The following is a 24,049-nucleotide window of genomic DNA, read 5'->3' on the forward strand; positions in this document are numbered from 1 at the left end:
CCGTGGAATAATTATAGTTGGTAAAGGCAATGATTGACTACCACATCCATACATTGTTGTGCAACCACGCCGTCGGCGGCATCCGAAGCTACGTAGACGCCGCGGTCCGCGCCGGTTTGACCGAAATCTGCTTTCTCGAACACTTCACCCTGGATCGCACCAGCACCGCCCACTCCATGGCCCCCGGAGAGGTCCCCTTCTATGTCTACGCCGTCCGGGAGATGAAAGAGGCGTACAAAGACCGCATCACCATCCGCACCGGCCTGGAGGTGGACTTCTGCCCCGAGGCTGTCCCGGCCCTCACCGAGATCATCGACCGTTTTGAATTCGACCTCATCGGCTGCTCCATCCACTTTGTGGACGGCATCAACATCGCCAGCCGCCGGAACGCCTCGGCCATTCCCGACAAAGACTTCGACGCCCTGTGCAGGCGCTATGTGGAAAGGGTCCGCCAGATGGTGGAAACGCCCTTCTTCGACGTGGTCTGCCACCTGGACGTCATCAAAAAAAGCGGCCGCCCCCTGCCCGCCGATGTGGAAAAGGGCCTTGCCGAGGTCATCGACATCATGGCCCAACAGAACCTTGCCCTGGAGGTGAACACCGGCGGCCTGGCCCATCCTGCAAAGGATTATTATCCTTCCGAGGCCCTCATTGCCCGGGCCGTAACACAGGAAGTTCCCCTGACCACGGGGTCCGATGCCCACAAGGCCCAGGCCGTGGGTGCGGGGATTCCCGCTGCCATGAACACCCTCCGAAACCTGGGCGTTACCCACCTGGCCCGGTTTGACCGCCGACAACGCATTCTCGTCCCCATGGACACTCAACCGACCCCACAGGAGTCCCAATGACCCGTCGCCTGCTTGTCACGTTTTTCCTGGCCCTGATGCTCCTGGGGCTTGTGCCGCCCTCCGGCCATACCGCCACCAAGAGCCCCGACCCGTTTAAATCGGTACGAGCAAGACTGGTCAAAGACGGATTCCCCGAAGAGAAGGTGGACATCTATTTTCAGGAAGGCCTGCGCCTCTTTGCCGTTAAAGGGGTCTCCGGCTACTTCATGCACAACGAAGGCAAGCTCAACTACGGCCGCTTCCTCACCAAAAGCTCTCTTGCCACGGGCCGGGCCTACCTGAAGCGTCACGCAGCATCCCTGGATGCGGCCGAGGCAGCCTACGGCGTGGACAAGGAGATCATCACCGCCGTCCTCATGGTGGAAACCGCCTTGGGCAATTACATCGGCAACCAGCGGGTCTTCAAGATCCTGGCCACCCTGGCCTCTCTGTCGGACAACACGGCCAAGGCACACCTCTGGCGGGAAGTCCCCCCCAATCGACGCATCAGCCGCAAGCGCTTTGAGAAAAAGACAAAGGACAAGGCCCAGTGGGCCTACCGCGAACTCAAAGCCCTCCTGACCTACAGCGACCAGGTGGGCAAAGACCCAAGGAAATTCATCGGCTCCTATGCCGGGGCCATGGGCATTCCCCAGTTCATGCCCAGCCGCATCCTCCAGCTTGGTGTGGACGGAAACAACGACGGCGTCGTCGACCTCTACACCCACGAGGACGCCATCGCCAGCGTGGCCAACTACCTGCGCCACTTCGGCTGGAAACCCGGCATCGAGCGCAAAAAAGCCATCAAAGTGCTCATGCGGTACAACCACAGCATCTATTACGCAAACACGCTCCACGACATCATGGATGCCCTGAAAAAAACAACCCCCTAAACCAATACGCCAAGGAACATACACCCCATGAACGGACTGACCAGCTCCACCCTCGGCACCTGGGTCGTCATCGGCTTCGTCTTCTTCACCCTCACCATGCTTGCCTTCGTGGATGTTGCCAGAAAAGACTTCGGCACCACCGGCAAAAAAGCCCTCTGGGCCATCGTCGCCCTCATCCCCTTTGTGGGATGGTTCCTCTACCTCGTCCTGGGAATGCGAAAGGGTTCCGTGACCAAAGCGGAGTAACAAAAAACAGCCTCCGACGGCGAGGGTGGCGAAGCCACCATTGCGAAAACACCTCGAAAGCTGCCTGCCGTTGCAATGTGTCCCGCGTTCCTCGGGCCACATTGCAACGGCCTTTCGGCTCGGGCTTCGCCCGAAACATATGCTGGTGGTTTGTACGAGCGATGCGACAAGCCTTAAAGGGCTACGATTCGTTATCGTAACCCGTTGACTATTTAGCTTAAACCGGACTGGCTCCAAAGGAGTTGGGAAATTTTAAAACCTGTTTGTCAAACGTTTCAAACGTTTGGCCCCCGGCAGGGCCGCCGGAGGCACGCTTTTAAAGCCCACTTTAACCATAGAAGGCTTTCCTTATAAACGTTGAAGCAGGTAGAGGAACACCGAGCCCTGGCCCATGCGTTTGAGGGCGGTGAGCTCTTTGAGGGTTGTGCGCCGGTCTGCGTGATTTTTCAGGGGCGAGAGGTAGAGGGGAGCGTCCAGGGTACGGCGGGAGGCCACGAACCGTGCCAGGGATGTGTGATGGGATTCGGGCAGGCCTGAGCCGGTGACCATGTTTAGGGAAACCGACACCCCGCTGAACCGTCTGTTGACCTCGTCGGCCCGTGCCACGGCCTCGGAGACCAGGGACAGGGGAGTGGGCCGTCCCAGGTAATTCAGGGTCGCCTCATCCAGGGATTCGATGCCGGTATTGATCCGCACGTCAAAGGGCAGGCGGTCCAGGGCCTGCCACTGGGCATCGGTCACCTTCACAAGGGCATCGGGACTTCCGAAGAGAAAGAGGCCCGGTGCATCCGCCACCTGTCGCTCTGTTGAAAAAAGGGGCTCGCAGACCTGGGCTGCCCGGATCACGGCGTCTGCCCCTGCGGCAAGGGCGTCATGCTCTCCCAAGAACACCCCGCCCATGTCGGCCAGATCACCTTTAAAATACCCTGCCAGGGCATTGGCCCCTTCCGCCACATGTTCACCTGTTTCCACAGAAAACCCATGCCGGGACTTCACCCCGCAGAACCGGCAATGGTAGAGGCAGCCTTTGGCCAGGCGCAGGGGCAGGATATCGTAGTCCACATGACGGCAGTCCGGTGGCAGAACCGTAACAGGCCCGTGGGTCAGGCTGTGGAAGCGGTCTGCCAGGGTGGCCAGGTCCCCTCGGGAATTTTTCCGGGACACGCGGCTCAGGAGTTCCGCCACCTCGGGTGGCGCCCCGCTGGCCGCCTCACCCGCCCAGGCTGTCAGCTCTTCCAGTGCATGCAAGGCTGTGTTCAGTGTCCCCTGGGGGTAGGCCTTTTCCCCGATTACCCCGTTGCTGGAATAGGGGAACACCGGAATGTAGTGCTCGCCGATGGCCGAAAACGCGCCGTTGTATCCGCCGGACGAATAGTAGATCCAGTCCCCGCCCGCCGTGCGTTTGAACCAATCCCCGTGGTTGGGCCAGGTACCCGGACGTCCCTGGATGAACCGGATCACCCCTTCCGGGCTGAACTGAAACAGGTAGGCGGGTGTCCGGATCTCATGGTACAGACCGTACCTCACCGCCCAGCTCGCCTTGAGGTATCGCACCGCCCCCACAAGCCCCGTCCGCACCGTGATCCCGTCCCGTGAATACATCTTCCCCCCTTACCCAGCCGTTGCCCTATCCCCCACTCACCATTCACTACTTACTGTTTTTCAAACAAAAACACCCCATGACCGTTGCCGGCATCATGGGGCGTTTCAAAATCGTGCACTTAAACGGAAAGTCCTGAAAAGTCCTGCGTTACTCCTGGCCTCCCAGGGTGTAGGTCGTACAGGAACCGCTGGAGCACTGCCGTTTCTGAATGCCGGACTGGTTTGTCGGGTTGCCGCCGGAGGCAGCCGCCCCCATTTTGAAATTGGTGGTGCTGATGACCCGCTCAAAGCTCTGGGAGCCGCACTTGGGGCACTTCAACTCCTCTTCGTCGTTGCTGCCCATAACGAGCAGTTCAAAGAACTCTTCACACTTGCTGCACTTAAATTCGTAAATGGGCATAGATTCCCCGCCTTTTCATCGTCTCACCGCGACTGCGCCGCGGAGTATATCCAAAAAACATCCCGCGCCATACGGGATCAAATCCTTCGTCAGTTCCGTACATTATGGGCACTTTTTAAGTGTTGTCAAGGTCGGTGCAGGGTTAACGCATTTAGATTTTTGCCTCCGGCGGCCCTGCCGGGGGCCAAACTTTTGAAAAGTTTGACAAACAGGTTTGGTTTATTGAGGATGCGTCCCTACAAGGCATGGCCCCTCTTCATTTTTTATTACCGGAACGTTTTTGCGGAGCTTTTTTCAAAAAGCGACCCGCCGGAGGCAACTGAATGTTTAATTGCGTTGACCCTGAGATCGGTGCCTTACTTAAGGCCTTACCCTGCTGTTTCCAGCATCTCGCGGGCATGATCCAGGGTGGCGCGGGTCACTTCGACCCCGCCGAGCATCCGGGCCATCTCGCTTACGCGCCCCTCCTCGGAGAGGGGGGTGATGGAGGTACAGGTGCGCCCGGCCACCACCTGCTTTTCGATGCGGTAGTGGTGGGTGCCGAACTTGGCGATCTGGGGCAGATGGGTGATGCATAGCACCTGGTGGTGGCCTGCGATCTCCTTGATCTTCATGCCCACCACCTCGGCCACCCCGCCGCCGATGCCGGAGTCCACCTCGTCAAAGACCACGGTGCCCACGGCGTCCCCTTCGGCCAGGATGGTTTTCACGGCCAGGACCACGCGGGAGAGCTCCCCTCCCGAGGCGATCTTGGCAAGGGGTTTTTCCGCTTCCCCCACGTTGGGGGCGATCATAAAGACCGCGCGATCCATGCCGGTCTCTCCCATGCGGACCCCTGCGGGGCCTTCGGCGGTGCCGCCGGACTCCGCGCCCAGGGGGGCAACGGCCACATGGAATCTGGCCCGGGGCATCTCCAGGTATTTCAGCTCTTTTTCCACCAGGGAAGAGAGCTTGCCCGCGGCCTTTTGCCGTTTTTCCGAGAGGGTGAGGCACAGGGCATGGAGGGTTTCACGGGCCTCGCTGATGGCCGCCTCCAGGCCTTCCATCTCCACCTCCAGGTTTTCCAGGGCCGCCAGCTCGGTTTCAATGGCCTGACGGCGATCGATGAGCTCCGAGAGATCGGCGGAAGCACCCACGTACTTGCGCTTGAGTTTGTTGAGAAAATCGAGGCGCTCTTCGGCGGCGTCCAGGGCTCGCTCGTCCACGGTGATGCCGTCGCGATACTGCTGGAGGTTGCGCGAGAGGTCTTCCACCCGGTAGCAGAGCTCTTCGGCTTCGGACAGAAGGGGCGCCATGCCGCTGTCGGCTCCGGCCCCTTTCTCCAGCTCCTTTTTCAGCTGGGTAACCTGCTCGTAGACAGCGCCCTCGGCGGTATACAGGGTGGCCACCCCGTCCCCTGCCGTGCGCAACAGGGACTCGGCGTTTCTCAGGCGCACCCGTTCGGATTCAAGGAAAGTGTCCTCCCCCGGCTCCAGGGCTGCGGCGTCCAGCTCCTCTTTCTGAAAACGCAGGAGCTCTTCCTGCTCTTGCTGGCGCTGTTTCAGGGCCTCTTTTTTGCGGAGGGTTTCAAGGAGAGGCGCCAGGGCGTGGTAGGCCTTTGCCACCTTGTCCCGCAGGGGCATGAGCCCTGCAAAGCGGTCGAGGAAGAGGAGGTGGAGTTCCTCCTTTAAGAGGGCCTGGTGTGCGTGTTGACCGGAGATGCTGGCAAGGTTTTCCGTGAGTTCGGCCAGGAGCTGCATGGTGGCAAGACGACCGTTGATATAGACCCGGTGGCGGTCCGTGGCCGAGATCACCCGGCGCACGAGGAGCCCTTCGGCAGGGTCGTGCCCCATGGCGGTGAGCCTTTCGGCGGTGTCGCTCCCTTGCGGAACGGCAAAGTGCCCCTCCACCTCGGCTGCGGCCTCTCCGGTGCGTACAAGGGACGCGGAGGCCCGCCCTCCGAGAAGAAGGTTCAAGGCGTTGATGATGATCGACTTGCCCGCGCCGGTTTCCCCGCTGAGAACGGTCAGTCCCTCGTCGAACGAGATGGAAAGATCATCGATGATCGCGAAATGTCGAATGGAAAGTTCTGTGAGCATGGGCGATGCCTTCCCCCCCGGAATTGACGTGATGTCCACAATACACAGCAGCCCGCCCAAGGCATGGGGCGCCGGTATGTTATGTCACAGCATCCCGTCTTTGTAAAGCAGGCCCGGGGTGGACAACACAGGGAGGCCCATGAAAAAAGGTGGGACCAGCGGCAACGATAACCTCTTGAAACACCGGGTCTTCAGTTCATGAAACCCTTGAGAAAGGCCCACAGCTTGCCGCACTCCAGCTCCAGGTCCGCCAGCTTTGACTCCAGCTCGTTGAGCTGGCCTCCCCGGCCCGTTTTTTCCAGTTCAAAGGCCGCTGCTGCAGCGGGTCGTGCCGCGAGGTAGGTGAGGCTCCCTTTCAAAGCATGTGCGGCCCTCTCCAGGGACTCGCCGTCCCCTTTGGCCGATGCATCACGGATGGCCGCAATCATTCCGTCGTATTCCCGGGAGAAATCCACAAGGCACTCCCGGATCAATGTCCGGTCGCCGCCCATGATGTCCATGAGCTCGTCAACGTCGATGGGAGCCTCGTCGTGGGTTCGTTTCATGGATGAGGTGTTCCTTCGTATAAAGGGGGCCGCCCCGGCCGGAGCCAACCCGTTGAAACGTCAGACATACATCCTGTCGCCCTGTGGGGTCTTTCTGGCTGAAAAGTATACCGAAGCCTTTTCACGGGGTCAAAACAAATCATGGGCGCGACCGGAGTCGAACCCATGAAAACGAACCCTCACCCGCCCTGCATCGCCGGGGGTCAGATATTGATCACCTTGTCCGCCACCTGGAGGCTGGTGACGATATCAAGCATGTTGGTGGTAATGCCCGCACCCTTGTCCTCCATGAGCCCGAAGTGTTCGAGGCAGGTGCCGCACACCAGGAGGCTGACCCCGTTTTTCTCCAGGGCGGAGAGCTCGGCCAGGGTCTCGGTGTCCCGACAGACCAGCTTGACCCCCTCGTTGACCAGCATGATCCGCCAGAGGCCATCCCCCATCTCGGGCAGGGTCTTCAGGAAGTTGAGCATGAGCTTGCCGCCCAGGTCCAGATCCCCGGTGCCGATGGTGTTGTGGGTAATCATCACCAGAACCGACCCTGTAGAACCGGTCCCTTCGGAAGCCGCGGGTGAAGCCCCGGCTTCGGTGCGTCGGCCGGAGACGGTAAAGAGGTCGTCGCCTCCTTCCGTGGCCACGGCAAAGCCCTGGCCTTCCAGAAAACGGGTCACATTTTCCGCCGCAGCCCTGTTGTCCACCTGTACGGCGAGATCAAGGCAGTCGGCGGTTTCTTCCAGATACGCCTTGGTGCGAATCACGGGCTGGGGACATGCCAGCCCTTTAAAATCGAGTGTTTCCATGATATTCCTTCATCGGGTGTCCGAAAACTGTCAACGCCATGTATCACGGGCACGACGCGGCCCGTCCGAATTGCATAATCTCCGCCCCCAAGGGCCCTGTCCAATTGTTTCTATCGATACAAATCCACGTTTCCATAGACAGCGTCCCTACCGGGTCCTCCGGAGTTTTTTGGTGACAGGGTCAACGCGATGGGTGTATATATGATGGCCTTGCATTGCAGGGTGTTGGAGCCCGACGAGGTACTACATACCGGGTTCCCCCGCATGCCGGGCGCATGATCTTGTAGAGAGTGGCCTCGGGATGCCCTATGACTTGAACCCATCGCCGCCCCGCTCGACGCCCGTGATGAGCCACACAAATCACTGCCTCGGTTCACGCTGATCACAGGAGGTAACATACCCATGAAACCCCTTGCGCTGTTCATATCGGTTGCGATCCTCGCCGGATGTTCCGCCTGCGCCACCGGCGGCAAGGCCCCTGCGCCCACCAACCCGTTTTATACCAAGGGCGCCCGCGCCGTGGAGACCGGTGACCGCTTTGCCATCCGGGGCTGTTCCACAAAGGCCGTGGAGAGCTACTTCAAGGCCGTGGAACTCTTCACCCTGGCCGACGACCAGGACGCCCTGGCAGCCTGCTTCAACAACATCGGCAATGTCTATCTGGAAAACGGGCAGGCTGGAGATGCCCTGGTCTTCTACGAGCAGGCACTATGGATCCACGAAAGCAGTGAAAACACCCGGGGCGAAGTCCGGGTGCTGACGAACATGGCCGCCGCCCACCTCATGGGCAGATCAGCGGTTCTGGCGGAGAGCCGCCTTGACCTGGCGGACAGCAGCGCCCTTGAGGTGGGATTCTCCTGGCCCCAGACACAGGTTGTCCGGGCCAACCTCATGCGGGAAACCGGGGACGCCCAGGGGGCGCTGACCATGCTTCAGGCCCTTGCCCAAAAGGAACAAAGCCCGGGCCTTTCGTTCGACGCCTCCCTGAACGTGGCCATCGGCAAGTGCCACCTTTACCTGGGACGTTTTGACGAAGCCTTTACCGCGTTCTCCAAGGCCCTGAAGGCGGACCAGGAGCGGGGCGCCCTGCTCCGCATGGCCGGAGACCTTCGGGAGATGGGCCGCTGCCTGGCACTCATGGACCAACCCGAGGACGCGGCCTGGCATCTCCAACGGGCCCTGGGCATTGCCCTGCTCCTGGGCGACGAAACCGAGCAGGAGATCACCGAGACCATGTTGACAGACCTTCCCGGGGAGGTCGGCACCACGCCCGTCCCCGATTACTTTTTGGAGCGCTGGACCCAGGGCGACAGCAGCGCATCGCCCTGCGACTGACCCGCAACCCCACTGACATGTGAACCACAAGGGATACCTTAGTATAATGGAATCAACGGAACAAAACACAGAGATGGTCAAACGCCTGACGCGTAACGGCAAGGAGTACATCATCATCGGCACCGCCCACGTCTCCCGCGAGAGCGCCGAGCTCGTGGAGCGCGTCATCGAAGAGGAGAAGCCGGACACCGTGTGCGTGGAGCTCTGTCAGGCCCGCCACCAGTCCATGACCGAACGGGACGCCTGGCGCAACATGGACATCATCAAGGTGATCCGGGAGAAGAAATCCTTTCTCCTCCTGGCCAACCTCCTCCTGGCTTCGTTCCAGAAAAAGGTGGCTGAAAAATTCGACATCCGGCCCGGTGAAGAGATGATCCGCGCCGTTGCCAAAGCCGACGAAGTGGAGGCCGAGCTGGTCCTGGCCGATCGGAACGTCCAGACCACCCTGTCCCGGGCCTGGCACTCCATGGGCTTTTTCAAGAAGGTTTCCCTGCTCTTCCAGATGCTTCTTTCCGTGGGCAGCGCCGACGACATCGAAGAAGAGGAGATCGAAAAGCTCAAAAACCAGGACATGCTGGAGAGCGTGCTGGAAGACGTGGGCAAATCCCACCCGGCCCTCCGGGAGATTCTCATCGACGAAAGGGACCGCTACCTGGCCCACAACATCCGTCACGCGGCCGGGAACAAGGTCGTGGCCGTGGTGGGGGCAGGGCACCTGCCCGGCATCCTGCGCTACTTCGACAACACCATCGATATCACCTCTTTAGACGAGGTCCCCCCGCCGGGAAAGACCGGTAAGGTCCTGAAATGGGGCCTGCCCCTTCTGGTCACCGCCCTGATCATCTACGGGTTTTCCAGCGGCGGCGCCGAAGCCGGTGCCGGCATGATGGGCTGGTGGATCGCCGCCAACGGCATCCTGGCCGGTATCGGAGCCATCATCGCCTTCGGGCACCCCGCCACCATTGCCTCGGCGGTCCTTGCCGCCCCCCTGACCTCCCTGAACCCCATGGTGGCTGCAGGCTGGGTCTCCGGCCTCGTGGAGGCCTTTGTGCGCAAGCCCAAGGTCATGGACTTCGAGAGCCTGGGAGACGACATCCTCTCGGTCAAAGGCTTCTGGCGCAACAAGGTGACCCGGGTCCTCCTCGTGGTGGTCTTCACCAACTTAGGCAGCACCATCGGCACGGCCGTGGCCCTGCCCATGATGGCCCGAATCCTTAACGGATAAAGAGCAGGGGATACATCCCCTGCACCCCAGGTTCGCGAATGCTCCCGGCCTTCGTTCCCAGGCTCTGCCTCCGCCATTGCGGACGATTCGCCCCAATCAATCTCGCCTCACAAAACACAAAGGCCACGCCCATGCAGTCCCATGGGCGTGGCCTTTCCTGTTCTTCAACCAGGCGTTTTCAGCAGATCAATCCTTCTCGGGAAGAATCTCCACCACGCGGGTGCCTTCACGTTCCACAACGTTCAGGCGGTCTTCGGCATAAAGCCGGATACACTCGGGGAAGAGGCGCCACTCTTCGGCCAGACCTTTTTTCTTGACGGCGTCCAGGTCGTCGCCCGGGTCAATGGAAAAGCTGCTCTGGCCGATGATGGGGCCGGAGTCCTCGCCGTAGTCCACAAAATGAACGGTGCAGCCCCCCACCTTGCAGCCGTAGCGAAAGGTGTCCCCGTAACCGTCGGTGCCGGGGAAGGCGGGGAGAAGGGCCGGGTGGATATTCATAATGCGGGGCCGGTTCGGGTCGGTGTTGAGGGCATCAATGAAGTAAGGGGTCAGGACCCGCATGAACCCGGCCAGAACAAGCAGATCGATCTTGTAGGGTACCAGGGCGGCCAGCAGGGCTGATTCGGCCATGGCGCGCTTCTCAAGGAAGGCCCTCAGGGAATCCGGGTCACTGCCTTTCATCAGGCTCTGGCGGGCGGCCACGGTCTCCAGGCAGAAATCTTCGGGCAGGGGAGCCCCGTCTCGCCAGCGGCCGAAGAGGGCGCCGTAATCGGTGACAAAGGTGGGAATGCCCGCCTTATCGGCCCGTTGCAGGCCGCCTGCATCGGGGTTGTCCGAGCCCACACAGGCGATATTCACATCCAGGTCGCCCACGGCCACGGCATCCATAATCGCCTGGAGGTTGGACCCTCCCCCAGAAACCAACACACCGATGTTCATCTTAGAATTCCCTTTCATCCGACTCCTTTACCTGGTTTTGTCGTGCGGTCCCGCAGCAAAACACTTCTCTCGGGAGCGACCGTCTCTTTTTCTTTTGACCGCCCCTCGCTGTTTCCCTATACTTTCGGCTCTTGCACAGACACCAGGGTTCGACCAGGTTCAACGGCACACCGGGGAGTAACGACAGATGGATACCCATATAGCACGGCAACCGATCTTTGATACACGCACGCAGGTCTACGGTTATGAGCTTCTCTTTCGAAACGGCAGGCACAATGCCATGCCCGAAGAGATGGACGGGGACATGGCCACGTCTCAGCTTCTCTCCAGCAGCTTCTTTACCATAGGCATCGACACCTTAACAAACGGAAAGTATGCCTTTATCAACTTCACAGAAAAGCTGATAAACGACGGAATCCCAAGCCTTTTCCCCTTAAAGCAGACCGTCATCGAGGTCCTGGAGACCGTGCCTGCCACCCCAAAAGTCGTGCGCGCCCTGGCCGAAGCACGGGCCCGCGGATACACCGTGGCCCTGGATGATTTTGTGCTGGACGCCGCCTCCAGCCCCTTCCTTGATGTGGCCGACATCATCAAAGTGGACCTGCTGGACACCCCGCCCGAAAAGGTGGAGGCCCTGGCGCGCTCCGCCCGCCAAAGGGGGATCACCCTCCTGGCGGAAAAGGTGGAATCACGGGAGGTGTTTGCCTGGGCCGCCGGGCTGGGCTTCAGCCTTTTCCAGGGGTACTTCTTCTGCCGGCCGGAGGTCATCTCCGGCAAAGAGATCCCCGCGTCCAGCCTCACCCTGCTGCGGCTGGTGGCCGAGATCAATCGCTCCGACGTGGATGTGGAGGCTGTGGAACGCCTCGTGGTGACGGACGTGGCCATCGTGTTCAAGCTCCTCTCCCATTTAAACAGCGCCTGGTACGGCCTCAAGCATCCGGCCTCCTCCCTGAGGGAGGCCCTTCGCATGCTGGGCCTCGACGAGGTGCGTCGCCTGGTGGGCCTCATCGCCATGGGCAACCTCGCCTCGGACGTGCCTGAAGAGCTGCTGCGCGTCTCTGCGGTGCGCGGACGCATCTGCGAACTTGCCGTGGGCCACTCCAGCCTGCGCACCGACCCTGCAGAGCTTTTCACCCTGGGAATTTTTTCCCTCATCGACACCATTTTGCATCGCCCCATGAAGGAGGTGCTCAGCCACCTGCCCCTCTCCCCGGCCACGGTGGCGGCCCTCACCAGCGGCACCGGCCCCCAGGCCCCCTTCCTTCGGTTTGCCAGGGCCTTTGAACAGGGCCAGTGGACTGAGATGGCCCGGGAAGCCCGCACCATAAACCTTGCGGAACATCACATCGGAAAGATCATCACCGACACCCTCACCTGGAACCAGAGCCTGCCGGTGTAGGGCCCACCGGCGCAAGAGGCCTTTCCCATTCGCGCCAAAGAAGGTATACTCAATGAAATCCAGGTCCCGCAAAAGCCAGAGCGTGTAACAACACCGCCGGGCCGCAGCCCGGCACCAATGCCCACCCCATATCGAGGCACCCCATCTACCGGGGATGCCGACGTTTTTTTCGTTGCCTCAGGCCACCCTGCCCTTCGGAGGCTACACCGGCCCGGGAATCCCGAAGGGGGCCACTTGACAAGGCCGTGAAGCGTAAATATATTTCAACGCAAAGAAAATCATCGAAAAACAACCCATATCAAGCAAAGGAAAACGATCATGGCTGAAGGTATCCTCAATATTACAGATGACACGTTTGAAACTGAAGTGATGAGCGCCGACCTTCCCGTTGTTGTGGACTTCTGGGCCCCCTGGTGCGGCCCCTGTCGAGCCATCGGTCCCATCATCGAAGAGCTCTCCGGCACATACGACGGCAAGGTAAAGTTCGTGAAATGCAACGTGGACGACAACCCCCTTTCCCCCAGCCGCTATGAAGTGCGCGCCATCCCCACCCTGCTCTTTGTCAAGGGCGGCGAGATTGTGGACACCATCACCGGCATGACGGCCAAGGCAAAGCTGGAAGAGACCATCGGCAAGCTTCTCTAAGACTGACCCGATGACCGCGCCCTGCAAAGCGCCCCGACCCGGGGCATGATCCGCAGAACACGCGCAGGCATCATACGGACGGAGCACGTCCGGGCGTATACGCGGCCCGCTCTTTTCGCCGAAAGGCAAAGGAACGGGCCGCACCGTCATCTGTGCCCCGTCGATTCTGGATGGAAGACATGGCAGAAAACAATTACGACCTGATCATCATCGGCGGTGGCCCCGCCGGCCTCACCGCAGGCATGTATGCATCCCGCGCACGCCTCAACACCGTCCTGGTTGAGAAAGCCGCCACCGGCGGCCAGGTTCTCATCACCGACTGGATTGAAAACTATCCCGGCTTCCCCGAGGGCATCAGCGGCCCCGACCTCTCCGACAAGATGCTGGAGCAAGCCCGTCAGTTCGACCTTAAATTCGAATACGGCGAAGTGGAGAAGGCGGAACTCGAAGGCGAGGTAAAGTCCATCACCGTCGGGGACAAGGTCCTCACGGCAAAGACCGTCATCATCACCACCGGGGCCTCCCCCCGCACCCTCCACGTGGGCGAGGATAAATTCCACGGCAAGGGCGTCTCCTACTGCGGCACCTGCGACGGCCCCTTCTTCAAGGACAAGACCGTGGTGGCCGTGGGCGGCGGCGACACCGCCGTCCAGGAGAGCCTCTACCTCACCAAGTTTGCCAAAAAGGTCTACCTGGTCCACCGACGCGACCAGCTCAGGGCCGCCAAGATCCTTCAGGAGCGGGCCCTGGCCAGCGACAAGATCGAGATGGTCTGGGACTCCGTGGTCACCGGCCTGGACGGATTCTTCGGGCTTGAGGGCGTCACCGTGAAAAACGTGAAGACCGAAGAAGAGAAGAGGATCGCCGCGGAAGGCTGCTTCATCTGGATCGGCATCCTTCCCAACACCGACTTTCTGGGCACCGCCCTGGACATGGATGAGTGGAACTTCATCAAGACCGACGCCAACATGGCCACCAACATCCCCGGTGTCTTTGCCGCAGGCGACGTCCGGAGCACCCCCCTGCGCCAGATTGCCACGGCAGTGGGCGACAGCGCCATTGCCGCCACCTCGGCTGAACACTACATAGAAGGGCACTGATCCATGAAGCGTCTGATCTCCCTCGTACTCATCGCCTTTGTCTCGCTTGCCTTTGTCTCCTGCGGTCCCAAGACCAAAGAAGAGAAGCTGGCCCCGGAGCTGGCCGAAGACGCCAGGGTCCAGTTTGAAAAGGAACGCTACGAAGAGGCCATCAAGATCTACACCAAACTCAGGGACTGGTACCCCTTTGACAAACTGGCCGTGGAGGCGGAGTTCAACATCGCCGAGGCCCACTTCAAAATGGAAGCCTACGACGAGGCGGCCATTGCCTACGAAGAGTTTGAAAAGCTCCACCCCCGGCACGAGTCCATCGACTACATCATCAACCAGCAGGCCCTTTGTTACTTCAACCGGCTGGACACGGTGGACAGGGACCAGGCCCAGGCCATCAAAGCGATCTCCATCTTTACGCGCCTGATCAGGCAGTACCCCGAGAGCGCCTATGTGGATGAGGCGAAGAAAAAGAGGGAGGTCTGCCTGAAGAGCCTTGCCGGTCACGAGATGTACGTCGGCCGCTATTACCTGAAGAACAAAAAGTACAAAAGCGCCCTTCACCGTTTCCAGACGGTGATCGACGCCTACGCCGGTCTCGGGTATGACGAAGAAGCCCAGAAGCTGGCGACTCAGTCCCGGGAAAAGCTGGCCGAAGAGGAAGCCAAGGAAGCCGAATAGGCCGGTTTCCCCGTGCGGTCACCCCCGTAAGCAACCCGCAGGAAGCAAAAGGGCGGGCGTTGAAGCGCCGGCCCTTCTTCCCGTTTGATTCGAAGCGATAAAAAGGCTTTACACGGCCTGACTTTTGTTTTATACAGACTCGTTATTTTTTTACGTCACCTGACGCCTTGACGGGTTCGTAAAAAAGAGCCGGTAAACCACTTGTGTCTTGCCGAATGGATATCCGGCCCTACCGGCCGTTTTACAAAGCCATCAACGTGAAAAAAGGAGTGTGCAACATGTCCAAGATGTGTGAAATATGTGGCAAAAAGCCGATGGTTGGCAACAACGTGAGCCACGCCCACAATGTCAACAAGCGCCGTTTCAATCCCAACCTTCAGAACGTTCGTGCCCTCAAAAACGGCACCGTGAAGAAGATGACCGTATGCACCAGCTGCATCAAGTCCGGCAACGTGATCAAAGCCGCCAAGTAGTGGTTTTCGCTCAGGCTTGATTGACCGGTTCATAACGCGTTCGGTGGGTGGGTCCCGACTCCGGCACAAAGAATTTGCCGCGCCGGCAGACCTGCCTTTTTGCCGTTGGAACACCACCTGACACCGACCGCCGCCGATCCCGTCATCATCCCACGTACCGCCCGCAGAAGACCTCAGGCTCTCTTGACGCCATCAGCACCCATTCGAGAGAGCCTGTAGTGTTTTCATCCGCCCTTCCCTGCTTCACAACCCGTCGTTATGTCTCACGATAGGTTCCTGCCCTCCCCGTCTCCACAAAAAAATTGCGAAAACTTCAAAAAAGGTTATGATACCGAAACCGGAGCGCCATGGCGGCCATCTTTGGTGCTGCCTTCCACGGTCGGCCTTCGTCACGAACGGCCCATCTTCCGGTATCGGCAAACCCCACGGCACACGCGGCAAGCGCCGCTCCTGCCGGATGTATCCCTTGCGTTTAAAAGACGTTGAATCGGATTTTCTAGGAGTGTTGTTTCACCACTATGGACTTGCATGAAAAACGATATGATGCGGATGCCATCGAGGTCCTCAAGGGCCTTGACCCCGTCAGGCGCCGTCCGGGCATGTACACCGACACCGACCGCCCCAACCACCTGGCCCAGGAGGCCATCGACAACAGCGTGGACGAGGCCATCGCCGGGTACGCGGACAAGGTCTCGGTGGTGCTCTATGAGGACGGCTCCCTGGAGGTGAGCGACAACGGACGCGGCATGCCCGTGGACATCCACCCCGAAGAGGGGATCACCGGTGTGGAGCTCATCATGACCCGTCTCCATGCCGGCGCCAAGTTTTCCGGCAAGAACTACACCTTTTCAGGCGGCCTTCACGGCGTGGGTGTCTCGGTGGTCAACGCCCTGTGTACCCGTGTGGAGGTTGAGATCCGGCGGGACGGCAAGAAATACGCCATCGCCTTCGAACACGGGGAGACAGTCTCTCCCCTGACCCAGGTGGGGGAAGTGGGCCGGAGGAACACCGGCACCACAGTCCGGTTCTGGCCCGACGCCAGCTACTTCGACACCGCAAAATTTTCCGTAAGGCGACTCATCCACATCCTCAAGGCCAAGGCCGTTCTCTGCAAAGGCCTCACCGTCTGCTTCCGGGACATCCCCGGGGGAGAAAAGCACCGCTGGTATTATGAGGACGGCCTCTCCGCCTACCTCACCGAAAGCCTGGGCGACTTGGAGCAGGTCCCCTCCCCGCCCTTTATCGGAGAGCTGGAAGGGGACAGCGAAGCCGCCTCCTGGGCCGTCACCTGGCTCCCCGAAGGGGGTACGGTGGTGGCCGAGAGCTACGTCAACCTCATCCCCACGGCCCAGGGCGGCACCCACGTCAACGGCCTGAGGAGCGGCCTGCTTGCCGCCTTGAGGGAGTTCTGCGACATCCACAAGCTGCTGCCCCGGGGCGTGCGCCTTGCCCCTGAAGACATCTGGGAAAACTGCGCCTACGTTCTCTCCGTAAAAATGGCCGACCCGCAGTTCTCGGGCCAGACCAAGGAGCGCCTCTCCTCGCGTCAGGTCGCCGCCTATGTCTCGGGCATTGCCAAGGACGCCTTCAGCCTCTGGCTCAACCAGAACACGGCCGAAGGGGAGTTCCTGGCCGAGATGGCCCTGGCCAGGGCCCAGAAGCGCATGAAGGCCGGTAAAAAGGTGGCGCGTAAAAAGATCACCCAGGGCCCGGCCCTTCCCGGCAAGCTGGCCGACTGCGTGGAGACCGACATCGCCCGCACCGAGCTCTTCCTGGTGGAGGGTGATTCCGCAGGCGGCTCGGCCAAACAGGCCCGCGACCGCCAGACCCAGGCCATCATGCCCCTGCGCGGTAAGATCCTCAACACCTGGGAGGTGGAGCCCGAGATGGTGCTGAACTCCAAGGAGATCCACGACATTGCCGTGGCCCTTGGCGTGGACCCCGGCTCCGACGATCTTAAGCAGCTGCGCTACGGCAAGGTGTGTATCCTGGCCGACGCGGACTCCGACGGCCTGCACATCGCCACCCTGCTCTGCGCCCTGTTCCTCAAGCACTTCCGCCCCCTGGTGGAAGAGGGCCATGTCTATGTGGCCATGCCGCCCCTCTTCCGCATCGACATCGGCAAGGAGGTGCACTACGCCCTGGACGAAGCGGAAAAGCAGGTCATTCTGGACCGCATTGCCAAGGAGAAGAAGCGCGGCACCGTCAACGTGGTGCGATTCAAGGGCCTGGGCGAGATGAACCCCTTGCAGCTCCGGGAGACCACCATGGCCGAGGACACCCGGCGGCTTCTCCAGCTCACCACAGGGGACGAGAACGACGCCCCGGACGCCCTGTTTGACATGCTCCTTGCCAAAAAGCGGGCGTCGGACCGACGCAACTGGCTGGAGACCAAAGGCGACCTCGCCGAGGCCAACACCCTGGTTGTGTAGCATGTGAGGCCCCTGAAAAACGAAGGGACGGAGCATGTGCGACCCTGAGGGCCAGGGCGAAGATGAAAGTCCCTGGCGCCGGAGGCATGCTTTTTGAACCGGCTTTGACCATAGAAGGCATTTTTCTAAATGAAACACGAAACACATTTCACCGAAGAGGGTGGCGAGCAGCAGCCCATCAAGCACTTTGCCGAGGACGCGTACTTGGAGTACTCCATGTACGTCATCCTCGACCGCGCCCTGCCCCACATCGGGGACGGGCTCAAGCCGGTCCAGCGGCGTATTGTCTACGCCATGAGCGAGCTTGGGCTCAAGGCCACGGCCAAGTACAAGAAGTCGGCCCGTACCGTGGGCGACGTGCTGGGCAAGTTCCATCCCCACGGGGACTCGGCCTGTTACGAGGCCATGGTGCTCATGGCCCAGGACTTCTCCTACCGCTACCCCCTGGTGGACGGCCAGGGCAACTGGGGGGCCCCTGACGACCCCAAATCCTTTGCCGCCATGCGATACACCGAGTCCCGCCTCTCCCCTTACGCCCAGGTCCTTTTAGACGAGGTGGGCCACGGCACGGTGAACTGGATCCCCAACTTCGACGGCACCCTTCAGGAACCGGCCGTGCTTCCGGCCCGGCTGCCCAACCTGCTTTTAAACGGCACCACGGGTATTGCCGTGGGCATGTCCACGGACATCCCGCCCCATAACCTCCGGGAGGTGGCCGATGCCTGCGTGCACCTTCTCTCTCACCCCGAGGCCGACACCCGGGAACTCCTTGAACACATCAAGGGCCCAGACTTTCCCACGGAGGCCGAGATCATCACCCCGGCCGAGGACCTGCGCAAGCTTTACGTCACGGGCCACGGCACCGTAAAGATGCGGGCAGTGTGGAGCCGGGAAAACGGGGACCTGGTCATCACGGCCCTGCCTTACCAGGTCTCAGGGGCCAAGGTCATCGAGCAGATCGCCGCCCAGATGCAGGCCAAAAAGCTGCCCATGGTGGCGGACTTAAGGGACGAATCCGACCACGAAGCCCCCACCCGCATCGTGGTGGTACCCCGGTCCAACCGCATCGACAGAGAGGCCCTTATGGATCACCTCTTTGCCACCACGGACCTGGAGCGCAACTACCGGGTCAACATGAACGTCATCGGCACATCGGGCAAGCCCCAGGTCAAAGGGCTTGTGCAGCTCCTCTCCGAATGGCTGGAGTTCCGCAAGGACACGGTCACCCGCCGCCTCACCCATCGCCTGGAAAAGGTGAGAAAGCGCCTGCACATCTTAGACGGCCTGTTGGTGGCCTTCCTCAACATTGACGAGGTCATCGCCATCATCAGAAGCGAGGACAAGCCCAAGCCCGCCCTCATGGAGCGCTTCGGCCTCACAGACCAGCAGGCAGAAGCCATCCTGGAGCTGCGCCTGCGCCACCTGGCCAAACTCGAAGAGATGAAGATCCGGGGCGAGCAGGAAGAACTCGCCAAGGAGCGGGACGAGCTGGAAAAGATCCTCAGCTCAGGCAAGCGCCTGGTTAAGCTCATCCAGAAAGAAATCAAGGCCGACGCCAAGCTCTACGGCGACGACCGCAGGTCCCCTGTGGTGGAGCGCCAGGAAGCCCAGGCCCTCTCGGAAAAGGACCTCATCCCCACGGAACCCGTGACCCTGATCCTCTCCAAGAACGGCTGGGTCCGCTCGGCCAAGGGCCACGACGTGGACCTGTCCCGCATCAAGTACAAAGCAGGGGACGAACTCCTCTGCGCAGCTGAAGGCAAAAGCTCCCAATTCGCCGCCTTCATCGACTCCACAGGGCGAAGCTACAGCCTGGAGTCCCATACCCTGCCCTCGGCCAGGAGCCATGGCGAGCCCCTCACAGGCCGCTTTGCACCGCCTTCAGGGGCCACCTTCCGGCACATGATCACCGGAAGCCGCAAGGACCTTCTCCTGATGGCCTCGGACGCCGGGTACGGGTTTATTGCCAAGTTCGGCGACCTCCTGAGCAAGAACAGAGCGGGCAAAGCCCTTCTCACCCTGCCTGCAGGGGCCTCGCCCATTCCGCCCCTTGCCGTCCCCACGCTGGACGACACCCTGCTGGCCGCCATCACCAGCGAGGGCCGCATGATCATTTTCCCCTTACGGGACCTGCCCATGCTCCCCAAGGGCAAAGGCAACAAGATCATCAACATTCCGTCGGCAAAAGCCAAGGCCGGAGAAGAGCTGCTCATCCGCCTGTTCACCCTCCAGAAGGAGAGCAGCATCATCATCTACGCGGGCAAGCGCCACCTCACCCTCAAGCCCGGCAACGTGGCCGAGTACATGAGTTCACGGGGCTTACGGGGCAAAAAACTCCCCCGCGGCTACCAGAAGGTGGACCGCGTGGAAGTCAAGGAACCGGAACAGCCCATGCTCCTCACAGACCCGGATTGATCCAGCCCCCCCCCTCTTTCACCAAAAAACGCCCTGCCCCCCACCGGCAGGGCGTTCCTTTTCCCCTTTTCCCCTTTTCCCCTTTCGCCATTAACCTTCCGCCTTCCCCCTTCGCCCTTAGCCTCCCCTCCCCCAACAAAAAACGCCCCGCCAACACCGACGGAGCGCCCCCATTCACCATTCACCCTTTAACCTTTCGCCCTTAGCCCTTCGCCTCCCCCACCCCAACAAAAAACGCCCCGCCAACACCGACGGAGCGCCCCCACTCACCACTCACCATTCACCCCTTCGCCCTTAGCCCTTCGCCTTTAGCCTTTAGCCTTTGACCTTCCCCCTTCCCCATCTTCCACCTCTCCGACACCACCATCCCCAGAAGAATCAGCGCCGCCCCCCCGTACTCCATGCGTCCCATGGCCTCACCGGCCAGGACCCAGGCAAACAGGGCGGCAAAGACCGGCTCCAGGCAGAAGATCAGGGCGGTATCCGAAGGGGAGACCCATTTCTGGACCGTGGTCTGGATGAGAAAGGGAAGGACAGTGGCCAGAAAGGAGCACAAAATCAGGGCCACGGCGATCTCCGGTTTCCAGGAGAACAGGGGCTGGCCCTTGGCAAGGGCCGCGCCTCCGCAGAGCACGCCGATGGTTCCCAGCTGGATCACGGCAAGCCAGTAGCTGTCGCACCGAGACGCATAGCGGCCGGTGTAGAGGATGTGCAGGGCGAAAAACACGGAGCAGGCCAGGGCAAGGAGGTCGCCCCGGTTCACATGGCCGAGGCCTTCCCCGCCCAGGAGGCCGCACATCAGGTAGATCCCGCCCACGGCCAGGACAGCGCCCACGGCCTTGGGGGCTTCCAGGCGGCGCTTGAGCAGGGGCACGGCCAGGATGGGCACCCACACCACGTTCAGGCCCGTCAGAAAGGCGGTATTGGATGCGGTGGTGTCGATGAGGGCCACGGTCTGGAGGGCATAGCCCATCACCACCAGCCCCCCCAGAAGCACGCCGCGCCCCAGGGTGTAGGTGTTCAGGGGAGCCTTGGCCAGGGGCCGCGCCACAAACAGAAGCCCAAAGGCCAGAAGGAACCGCTGGGCAAGGAAAAAGGCAACCGGGACATCGTCCAGCGCCTCCTTGATCACGGTAAAGGTCATCCCCCAGAAAAAGGCCACCAGGACCAACCCGGCCATGCCCACGAGACGTTTGTTGCCGTTCATGCATCACTCCATCAAAAGTCAACTGCCTGTATATCAACGCTGCTCTGTGCCGGGCCCCCTAAAGCGCCCCGCAAAAACGCACCCGGCCCCTCCCATGCACCATGGAAGGGGCCCGAAGGAATTGAGTCTACACCATCTTTGGCCGTGGCCGTTAACCAATTTTCATCCCGTCGTCCATGGCGGTGGACCGATTGACACCAACATGCCGATCTGATAGTTTATTTCCTAGTCTATCAACCCGCAGATCCTGCCCTACAGCCCAGGATTTCGAGCCCAAGACACACCGGGACGGATTCACGCCAGAATTCCTGCATCGTAACCCACCGGGATACCGCTGCAAAACCGGATTTTTCATTTTCCCCGAGCCACAAGGGGATTCACGCGTCATTCTAAGGTGGTAACCGAATCGATGAAGATTGAAGTTGGAGGCCAGATACAGGGGATTTCCCTCAGCTCATTCCTGCAGATCGTCCAGATGGACAAGACGTCCTGCACGCTGAAAATCTACGCCAATGATGACGTCGGCTACCTCTGGATCAACGACGGCAACCTCGTGGCCGCCGAATCCGGAGCCCTCCACGGCCTCGACGCAGTGTACGAAATCATCTGCTGGGACGACACCGTCATTGTCATCGACAACGCCCCGGCCCCCGAGCACAACATCACCACCCCCCTTCTCACCATCCTCATGGAGGGCCTCAAACTCCGGGACGACAAGGCGGCCAAAGCCGCCGCAGAGGGGCCCCCGCCAGCCCCCGCCCGCACAGCCCCTTCCGTGGACGACCAGATCGCCATGGAATTTGTCATGGAGGAAAAACCCGAGCCCGCGGCTCCTCCGGGTGATCTCCCTCCCCTTCCGGACATGCCCTCCATGCCGGATGCGACACCGCCTGCCATGCCGGTGACCGCCTCGTTGTCCCCGGGCGTGGACCTGGGCCTGGACGAAGAGCCGATGGACGAGGAAGCCGAGGAAGAGGGCGACGGATCCTGGGTCTATGAGTACGAAGACGAGGATCAGGAAGAGCCGTCCAGCCCCATTCGAACCATTCTCATCGTCTTTCTTGCCTGTGTGATCATCGGCGGCGGTGCCTTCGGAGGCTACATCTGGTACCGTGCCCACACCCTGGAAACGGAATTCAACACCCTCATGACCGACCTGGCCTCCATGAAGCAGTTCCGGCAGCAGAAGACCCTTCTGGAATCCTATCTGAACAGCCATGTTATCAACCGGTTCACCCTGCAGGTCACCGAGCGCCTCAACGAGGCCAACGCCCTGATGGAGATGGACCGCCACATCGACACCCTGCCCCGGGACGGGGAGTTCATCGACACCTCCGTGGGCATGATGAAGGCACACCTGAAGGCGAATCAGGGCACGCCCTTTGCCACGGCCATCCGCCTCAAGATCAAGAGCCTTCCCGCCCAGCTGGACGACCTGGACTACCAGACACTCCGCCAGGCAGAAGACCGGAGCGCCCAGGAGCGCCTGGGGCTCTACCGGGCCTATCTCTCGGATCACCCCGACGGCAAGCACATCCGACCGGTCACCAACCTGGTGGCTTCGGTGAGCGACGACTATTACCTGATGCTCAAAAGCAAGGCACCCACCTGTTACAAAACGGAAAACTGGGAGCCCTGCATTGCCCTTGCCGACACATTCACCGCCGAGTTCCCCGAAGACAGCCGCTTCAACGAAGTGTGGCTGATGCGCGGCGAGATGATCGACACCATCGAGTTCAGCAGGCTGCGGCGTGAGACCGCGGGCCTCTCCTTTGAAAATGCCCGGTCCATGTACATCGCCTTCCTCCAGAACAACCCCCACACCACCCAGGCCTCGGAGATCAGAAAAGAGATCGCTTCCCTCGCCCGGAAAGCCGACCAGCAGGGGCAGTGGAAAGAGGTCAGGGCGGTTGCGGACAACCCCAAGAACCCCATCTCTGTTCGCATTCAGGAGGTGGAGCTCTACATGGACCGCTACCCGGACGGCGCCTTTATCAAGGAGGCCCGTACCTTAAAGGGTGAGCTGGAATCCCAGAGGGGGCGCCTCCTGGCAGAGGAACAGGCCTCCCGCCAGACCCTCCTGGCCCGCCAGGCTGAGGCCCGGCGCCTGGAAGAAGAGAAGAATCGCCTCCTGGCCCAACAGCAGGCCCAGGCCGAAGCCCGGCGCAGGCAGGAGGCTGCCGCGCGGATTGCCGCACGGGAAGCCGAAATCCGCACCCTTCTCCGGGACAAGGGCAACCGATTCGTGGACCACAGGAACGGCACCTTCACGGACACCCAGTCCGGCCTCACCTGGATGATCCTGGACTCCAGGAACTCAGGGAATGGGTGCATGCCCTTTGCCTCGGCCAAGGCCTGGGTGGAGCGCCTCTCCATCGGCGGATTCACCGACTGGCGCATCCCCCTGCCCAACGAGCTGGCCCTGCTATACAACGGCAAGCCCTACTACCCCACCAGCGGGGCCCCGTGGTACTGGACATCGGAACTGGAGACCGGAGCCTGGGGCACCAGCACCGAGGCCGTCACCTTCAACCCCAACAACAAAGAGACCTACATTCGGGAGTCCCATCCCCTCACCGGCTGCGGCTTTGTTCACGCCGTTCGCACCCCTTGACCCGGATATTTTAGGAACGGCAAGAAAACCGACAAGCAAACGCCCTTTCACACGTTGTAATTTATCATTTCAACCATCTGAATATTCCCCAATAATTTCCCGCGCCCCCCGCACATTGCGTTGGACGGGCCCTTTTCCCCGGACATATCCGGGCCAACGCTTTTGTTTGACACCCTCCTTCAAGTGTGAAAAAGTTTTTGCCCAA

At 60.8% G+C, this 24,049-nt stretch carries 20 protein-coding genes; 13 read left to right on the forward strand and 7 right to left on the reverse strand.

Annotation, left to right across the window (positions count from 1 at the left end; genetic code table 11):
- The first annotated feature begins 29 nt into the window (after positions 1-29).
- From MSL71_RS04820 to MSL71_RS04830, 3 genes are read left to right on the forward strand one after another with little or no spacing between them, the layout of a single operon-like run.
- Positions 30-848, forward strand: coding sequence for a histidinol-phosphatase (locus tag MSL71_RS04820; protein ID WP_180137507.1), 819 nt, complete (start codon positions 30-32; stop codon positions 846-848).
- On the forward strand, positions 845-1,720 hold the full coding sequence (locus tag MSL71_RS04825; RefSeq protein ID WP_180137508.1) for a lytic murein transglycosylase: 876 nt from the start codon (positions 845-847) through the stop codon (positions 1,718-1,720). Before MSL71_RS04820 ends, MSL71_RS04825 begins: the two co-directional genes overlap by 4 nt.
- Positions 1,721-1,747: 27 nt before the next feature.
- Complete coding sequence (locus tag MSL71_RS04830; protein WP_218950954.1) at positions 1,748-1,966, forward strand: PLDc N-terminal domain-containing protein; 219 nt, start codon at positions 1,748-1,750, stop codon at positions 1,964-1,966.
- A 348-nt stretch (positions 1,967-2,314) separates the two neighbouring features.
- Here MSL71_RS04830 and MSL71_RS04835 read toward each other — a convergent pair whose 3' ends face one another.
- The 5 genes from MSL71_RS04835 to yedF all read right to left on the reverse strand — a co-directional run bounded on the left by MSL71_RS04835 (position 2,315) and on the right by yedF (position 7,388).
- Complete coding sequence (locus MSL71_RS04835; protein WP_180137509.1) at positions 2,315-3,568, reverse strand: radical SAM protein; 1,254 nt, start codon at positions 3,566-3,568, stop codon at positions 2,315-2,317.
- Between the two features lie 148 nt (positions 3,569-3,716).
- Positions 3,717-3,968 carry an FmdB family zinc ribbon protein gene (locus MSL71_RS04840; RefSeq protein WP_180137510.1) on the reverse strand — a complete coding sequence of 84 codons (252 nt, stop codon included), beginning with the start codon at positions 3,966-3,968 and terminating at the stop codon, positions 3,717-3,719.
- A 368-nt stretch (positions 3,969-4,336) separates the two neighbouring features.
- The gene (recN, locus tag MSL71_RS04845) at positions 4,337-6,046 is read right to left on the reverse strand and encodes a DNA repair protein RecN (protein WP_180137511.1); all 1,710 of its coding nucleotides are present in this window, start codon (positions 6,044-6,046) and stop codon (positions 4,337-4,339) included.
- Between the two features lie 191 nt (positions 6,047-6,237).
- Positions 6,238-6,591: an Hpt domain-containing protein gene (locus tag MSL71_RS04850; RefSeq protein ID WP_180137512.1), complete on the reverse strand. Its 354-nt coding sequence runs from the start codon at positions 6,589-6,591 to the stop codon at positions 6,238-6,240.
- A gap of 203 nt (positions 6,592-6,794) precedes the next feature.
- On the reverse strand, positions 6,795-7,388 hold the full coding sequence (gene yedF, locus MSL71_RS04855; RefSeq protein WP_180137513.1) for a sulfurtransferase-like selenium metabolism protein YedF: 594 nt from the start codon (positions 7,386-7,388) through the stop codon (positions 6,795-6,797).
- 402 nt (positions 7,389-7,790) lie between these two features.
- Here yedF and MSL71_RS04860 point away from each other — a divergent pair, with 402 nt between their 5' ends.
- Together MSL71_RS04860 and MSL71_RS04865 are read left to right on the forward strand one after the other, a co-directional pair.
- Positions 7,791-8,723, forward strand: coding sequence for a tetratricopeptide repeat protein (locus MSL71_RS04860; RefSeq protein WP_180137514.1), 933 nt, complete (start codon positions 7,791-7,793; stop codon positions 8,721-8,723).
- A gap of 46 nt (positions 8,724-8,769) precedes the next feature.
- On the forward strand, positions 8,770-9,948 hold the full coding sequence (locus tag MSL71_RS04865) for a TraB/GumN family protein (RefSeq protein ID WP_180137515.1): 1,179 nt from the start codon (positions 8,770-8,772) through the stop codon (positions 9,946-9,948).
- Between the two features lie 186 nt (positions 9,949-10,134).
- Here MSL71_RS04865 and purN read toward each other — a convergent pair whose 3' ends face one another.
- The gene (purN, locus tag MSL71_RS04870) at positions 10,135-10,905 is read right to left on the reverse strand and encodes a phosphoribosylglycinamide formyltransferase (RefSeq protein WP_180137516.1); all 771 of its coding nucleotides are present in this window, start codon (positions 10,903-10,905) and stop codon (positions 10,135-10,137) included.
- Between the two features lie 169 nt (positions 10,906-11,074).
- On the opposite strand from purN, the gene MSL71_RS04875 reads away from it, so the two are divergent.
- The 7 genes from MSL71_RS04875 to parC all read left to right on the forward strand — a co-directional run bounded on the left by MSL71_RS04875 (position 11,075) and on the right by parC (position 20,023).
- The gene (locus tag MSL71_RS04875; protein ID WP_180137517.1) at positions 11,075-12,286 is read left to right on the forward strand and encodes an EAL and HDOD domain-containing protein; all 1,212 of its coding nucleotides are present in this window, start codon (positions 11,075-11,077) and stop codon (positions 12,284-12,286) included.
- A 318-nt stretch (positions 12,287-12,604) separates the two neighbouring features.
- Positions 12,605-12,931, forward strand: coding sequence for a thioredoxin (gene trxA, locus MSL71_RS04880; protein WP_092214083.1), 327 nt, complete (start codon positions 12,605-12,607; stop codon positions 12,929-12,931).
- Positions 12,932-13,110: 179 nt separating this feature from the next.
- Positions 13,111-14,031 (forward strand): thioredoxin-disulfide reductase, encoded by a 921-nt coding sequence (trxB, locus tag MSL71_RS04885; protein WP_180137518.1) that lies wholly within the window; start codon positions 13,111-13,113, stop codon positions 14,029-14,031.
- A gap of 3 nt (positions 14,032-14,034) precedes the next feature.
- Entirely contained in the window at positions 14,035-14,703 is a 669-nt protein-coding gene (locus tag MSL71_RS04890) for an outer membrane protein assembly factor BamD (RefSeq protein WP_180137519.1), read from the forward strand.
- Between the two features lie 278 nt (positions 14,704-14,981).
- Complete coding sequence (gene rpmB, locus MSL71_RS04895; RefSeq protein WP_180137520.1) at positions 14,982-15,176, forward strand: 50S ribosomal protein L28; 195 nt, start codon at positions 14,982-14,984, stop codon at positions 15,174-15,176.
- A 518-nt stretch (positions 15,177-15,694) separates the two neighbouring features.
- The gene (gene parE / locus MSL71_RS04900) at positions 15,695-17,608 is read left to right on the forward strand and encodes a DNA topoisomerase IV subunit B (protein ID WP_180137521.1); all 1,914 of its coding nucleotides are present in this window, start codon (positions 15,695-15,697) and stop codon (positions 17,606-17,608) included.
- Between the two features lie 129 nt (positions 17,609-17,737).
- Entirely contained in the window at positions 17,738-20,023 is a 2,286-nt protein-coding gene (gene parC / locus MSL71_RS04905) for a DNA topoisomerase IV subunit A (protein ID WP_180137522.1), read from the forward strand.
- A 280-nt stretch (positions 20,024-20,303) separates the two neighbouring features.
- Here the strand turns inward: parC and MSL71_RS04910 are convergent, their stop codons facing one another.
- The gene (locus MSL71_RS04910) at positions 20,304-21,230 is read right to left on the reverse strand and encodes a DMT family transporter (RefSeq protein ID WP_180137523.1); all 927 of its coding nucleotides are present in this window, start codon (positions 21,228-21,230) and stop codon (positions 20,304-20,306) included.
- 409 nt (positions 21,231-21,639) lie between these two features.
- Between MSL71_RS04910 and MSL71_RS04915 the strand changes: the two genes are divergently transcribed.
- Positions 21,640-23,844: a DUF4388 domain-containing protein gene (locus MSL71_RS04915; RefSeq protein WP_180137524.1), complete on the forward strand. Its 2,205-nt coding sequence runs from the start codon at positions 21,640-21,642 to the stop codon at positions 23,842-23,844.
- Positions 23,845-24,049: the final 205 nt, after the last annotated feature.

The organism is Desulfoluna butyratoxydans, assembly GCF_900699765.1.
Taxonomy (GTDB): domain Bacteria; phylum Desulfobacterota; class Desulfobacteria; order Desulfobacterales; family Desulfolunaceae; genus Desulfoluna; species Desulfoluna butyratoxydans.